Source organism: Micropruina sp. (assembly GCF_027492755.1).
In the GTDB taxonomy this organism is placed as follows: domain Bacteria; phylum Actinomycetota; class Actinomycetes; order Propionibacteriales; family Propionibacteriaceae; genus Micropruina.
Map to the genome: position 1 here is coordinate 1 of NZ_JAPUED010000157.1, position 3,883 is coordinate 3,883.

At 71.3% G+C, this 3,883-nt stretch carries 3 protein-coding genes; all 3 read left to right on the forward strand.

Annotation, left to right across the window (positions count from 1 at the left end):
- Positions 1–162 precede the first annotated feature (162 nt).
- From dxr to Q0066_RS11065, 3 genes are read left to right on the forward strand one after another with little or no spacing between them, the layout of a single operon-like run.
- Positions 163–1,320, forward strand: coding sequence for a 1-deoxy-D-xylulose-5-phosphate reductoisomerase (dxr, locus tag Q0066_RS11055; RefSeq protein ID WP_298132864.1), 1,158 nt, complete (start codon positions 163–165; stop codon positions 1,318–1,320).
- Positions 1,317–2,600 (forward strand): site-2 protease family protein, encoded by a 1,284-nt coding sequence (locus Q0066_RS11060; RefSeq protein ID WP_298132866.1) that lies wholly within the window; start codon positions 1,317–1,319, stop codon positions 2,598–2,600. Before dxr ends, Q0066_RS11060 begins: the two co-directional genes overlap by 4 nt.
- A complete protein-coding gene (locus Q0066_RS11065) occupies positions 2,597–3,853 on the forward strand; it encodes a nucleotide disphospho-sugar-binding domain-containing protein (RefSeq protein ID WP_298132868.1) in 1,257 nt (418 codons plus the stop codon). The genes Q0066_RS11060 and Q0066_RS11065 overlap by 4 nt, the downstream gene beginning before the upstream one ends.
- The last annotated feature ends 30 nt before the right edge of the window (positions 3,854–3,883 follow it).

A 3,883-nucleotide genomic window follows, 5' to 3' on the forward strand; every position in this document is an offset into this window, starting at 1 on the left:
GATGAGGAGACGCTTTGGCCGGCGGTCAGGACCGCAGTGCTGTCGGTCGCGGCAGCATGTCGCGAACGCGGAAAGGCAGCCTGACCCTGCATCTTCATCCGCATCAATGGGCCCTCGTTTGCTTGGGGATAGCCGGTGCACCGTCGCCTGTAGCCTGGCTCGGTGCGTGACATCGTCCTGCTGGGTAGTACCGGATCGATCGGAACCCAGACCCTGGAGGTGATCGCCGGCCACCCCGACGCCTTCCGTGTCGTCGGACTGTCGGCCGGCGGCGGCAACCTCGATCTGCTGGTCGACCAGGCGAACACCTGGCACCCGGACGTGGTCGCCGTCCCGACCCCGGCTGCCGCCGCAGCCCTCGACGGACGACTCCCTTCGACCACCGCCGTCTGGGCCGGTCCGGACGCCTCCCAGCGGCTCGCCGGGCTGCCCTGCGACGTGGTGGTCAACGCGATCACCGGAGCGGCCGGGCTGGAACCGACCCTGGCCGCGCTCGCCGCAGGCACGACCCTGGCGTTGGCCAACAAGGAATCCCTGGTGATCGGCGGCGAGTTGGTCACCGCCGCGGCCGCGCCCGGCCAGATCGTCGCCGTCGATTCCGAACATTCAGCGTTCGCCCAGGCACTGCGGGCCGGACGCGCCGAGGAGGTCCGCCGACTGATCCTGACCGCGTCCGGGGGACCGTTCCGCGGCCGGGCCCGCGCGGAACTCACCGAGGTCACCCCCGAGCAGGCGCTGGCCCACCCGACCTGGAACATGGGCCGGATCATCACCATCAACTCGGCCACCCTGATCAACAAGGGCCTGGAGTTGCTCGAGGCAGGGCTGCTCTACGGTGTCGACCTGGACGCCATCCAGGTGGTGGTGCACCCCACCTCCGACGTGCATTCGATGGTGGAGTTCTGCGACGGATCGACGATCGCGCAATGCTCGCCGCCCGACATGAAGCTGCCGATCGCACTCGCCCTGAACTGGCCGGATCGGCTGCCCGGCGTCACCCGAGGCTTCGACTGGAGCCGCGGCATCGACTGGCGCTTCGAACCGCTGGACGACGAGGCCTTCCCGGCCGTCGAGCTGGCCCGCCGCTGCGGCCACGCCGGCGGCACCGCGCCCGCCGTCTACAACGCCGCCAACGAGATCTGCGTCGACGCCTTCTGCGACGGACGGATCGGCTTCCTCGCCATCGTCGACACGGTCACCGCGGTCGTCGACGAACATCTCAGCAACCCTGCCGATTCGGTGCTGAGCGTGGACGCCGTCCTGGCCGCCGACGCCTGGGGCCGCGCCCGGGCCGCCGAACTGATCGCCGCGGGAGCGTGACCGGAGTGCTCATCGTCGTCTTCGCCCTGCTCTTCTTCGCCTGCATCCTGGTGTCGATCGCGCTGCACGAGATCGGTCACATGGTGCCGGCGAAAGCGTTCGGCATCCGGGTACCCAAGTACTTCGTCGGCTTCGGCCCGACCCTGTGGTCGACCACGCGGGGCGAAACCGAGTACGGCATCAAATGGATCCCGCTCGGCGGCTACGTGCGGCTGATGGGCATGTACCCGCCGGCGCGTCCGGGACGTCGGGACACTCGACTGGCCAGGTTCGCCGACTCTGCCCGCGCCTATGAATGGGACGAGATCACCCCCGAGGACATCGCCAACAACCGGCTGTTCTACCAGAAGAAGACCTGGCAGAAGCTGATCGTGATGGCCGGCGGTCCGGTGATGAACCTGCTGATCGCGTTCGCGCTGTTCTGGTCGATCCTCGGCCTGCACGGCAGCTGGCAGCCGCAGCCGGTGGTCGCCGAGGTGCAGTCCTGCATCATCCGCGAGACCCAGCCCACCGCCCAATGCCTGGTACCGGACACGCCCGCGGCCAAGTCGGGCATCCGCGCCGGCGACCGTGTAGTCGAGTTCAACGGGGTGGCGATCAGCAGCTACCCGCAGCTGACTGACCTGATCCGGGCCAACCTGGACGGCGAGGCCCGGCTGGTCGTCGAGCGCGACGGCGTCCGGACGCCGCTGACCCCGGTGCACACCGTGGTCACCGGTGTGCCCGACAAGCTCGACCCGGGCAAGCGGATCCCGGCCGGCTGGTTCGGCATCACCCCCACCTCGGTGCTGGTCAAGGGCGGCCCCGGGGACGTGGTGGCGCAGATGTGGCAGCTCACCGAGCAGAGCGCGGTGGCCATCGCGCAGTTCCCGGTCAAGGTCTACAACGTCGCGGTCGACCTGATCCAGGGCAAGCCGCGCGACATCTACGGGCCGCTGAGCATCGTCGGCGCCAGCCGGGCGGCCGGTGAGGTCGCTGCGAGTAGCGCTATCGATGGCACCGACAAGCTGGTCCTGTTCGGTTCGCTGCTGGCCGCGGTCAACCTGTTCCTGGCCCTGTTCAACTTCGTCCCGCTGCCACCACTCGACGGCGGTCACATCGCCGGCGCTCTGTGGGAGGCGATCCGGCGGGCCGGCGCGAAGTTGCTGGGTCGGGACGACCCAGGACCGTTCGACACCGCCCAACTGCTGCCCGTCGCGTACGTCGTGGGCGCCTTCCTGCTGCTCACCGGGGCGGTGCTGATCATCGCCGACATCATCAGCCCGATGCAGCTGCTGTGACCCCGCAGCCGGTCACGTTCCTGGCGATCGGTTCGCGAGGCGACGTCGAGCCGATGGCGGTGCTGGCCGGTGTGCTGGTGGCCCAGGGACGTCCCGCGACGGTGATCGCGGTGGACGACTATGCGGCGTTGGTGCGCTCGCACGGGGCGGCGTTCCGGGGCATCGGGCCGGCGATGGACGAGGTGGCGCGGCTCGGCGGCAGCTGGCTGGGCCGCCTTGCCTATCGGACGCCGCTGGCGCAGCCGGTGCTGCTGGGCCGCTGGCTGGCCGGGCTCGCCGCACCGCTGGCGTCCGCCCTGGACGAGGTGGCGGCGGGTTCGCTGGTGGTGACCGGGGTCGCCTCCCGGGACGCCGCGCTCGCGCTGGTCGAGGATCGCGGCTGCCGGATGGCGACCGTGCTGCACACCGCGATCCTGCCCACTTTGTCGCCGGCGAGTCAGCTGGAGGGGTACCGGCTGCGAGGTCCACGGTGGGCTCGGCGGCGGTTCGTGGACTGGTACTGGCACACCGTGCAGGGGTTGTCCCGGAACACCGGCCGGGTGTTCCGGCGACGTGCCGGACTGCGCCGGTATCGCGCCTCCGGGCTGGCTGCGGCGGCGGACCGCTTCCCGATCTGGCTGGCCGCCGACCCGGTGCTGATCCCGCCGGCGTCCGACTGGCCGGCGACCTGCGTCCAGACCGGTGCGATCCGGCCCGCGCCCGCCGAGTGGACGCCGTCCGAACCGCTGCGGTCGTTCCTGGAGGCCGGTGAGCGGCCGGTCTACGTGGGGCTGGGCAGCTTCAACGACGCCGGTGGTGTGCGGTGGCTGGAGCTGCTCGGCAAGGCCGCCCGGCTGGCCGGACGCCGGATCGTCGCCCCGGTGGTGCCGGGCGGACCGCTCGGCGTGGTGGACGAGTGGTTGTGCACGGTGGGGGCGGTGCCGCACGACGCGCTGCTGCCGCTGCTGGCCGGCTCGGTGCACCACGGCGGCGCCGGCACCACCGCCGCGGCGCTGCGGGCCGGCGTGCCGTCGGTATGCGTGCCGGCCGCCTTCGACCAGCCCTACCACGGACGCCGACTGGCCGAGCTCGGCGTCGGACCCGAAGCGGTCCCGCTGCACCGGATCACCCCCGAGCGGCTCGCTGAGCTGCTCACCGCCGTCGCCGGCGATAGCTACCGCGCCCGCGCGTCCGAGGTGGCCCGGATCGCTCGAGGCGTCGACGGCACCGCCGCCGCCATCGCAGAGCTCGACCGCCTCCTCACCCCTGGTTGAGCTTGTCGAAACCGGCACACCCAACCACCG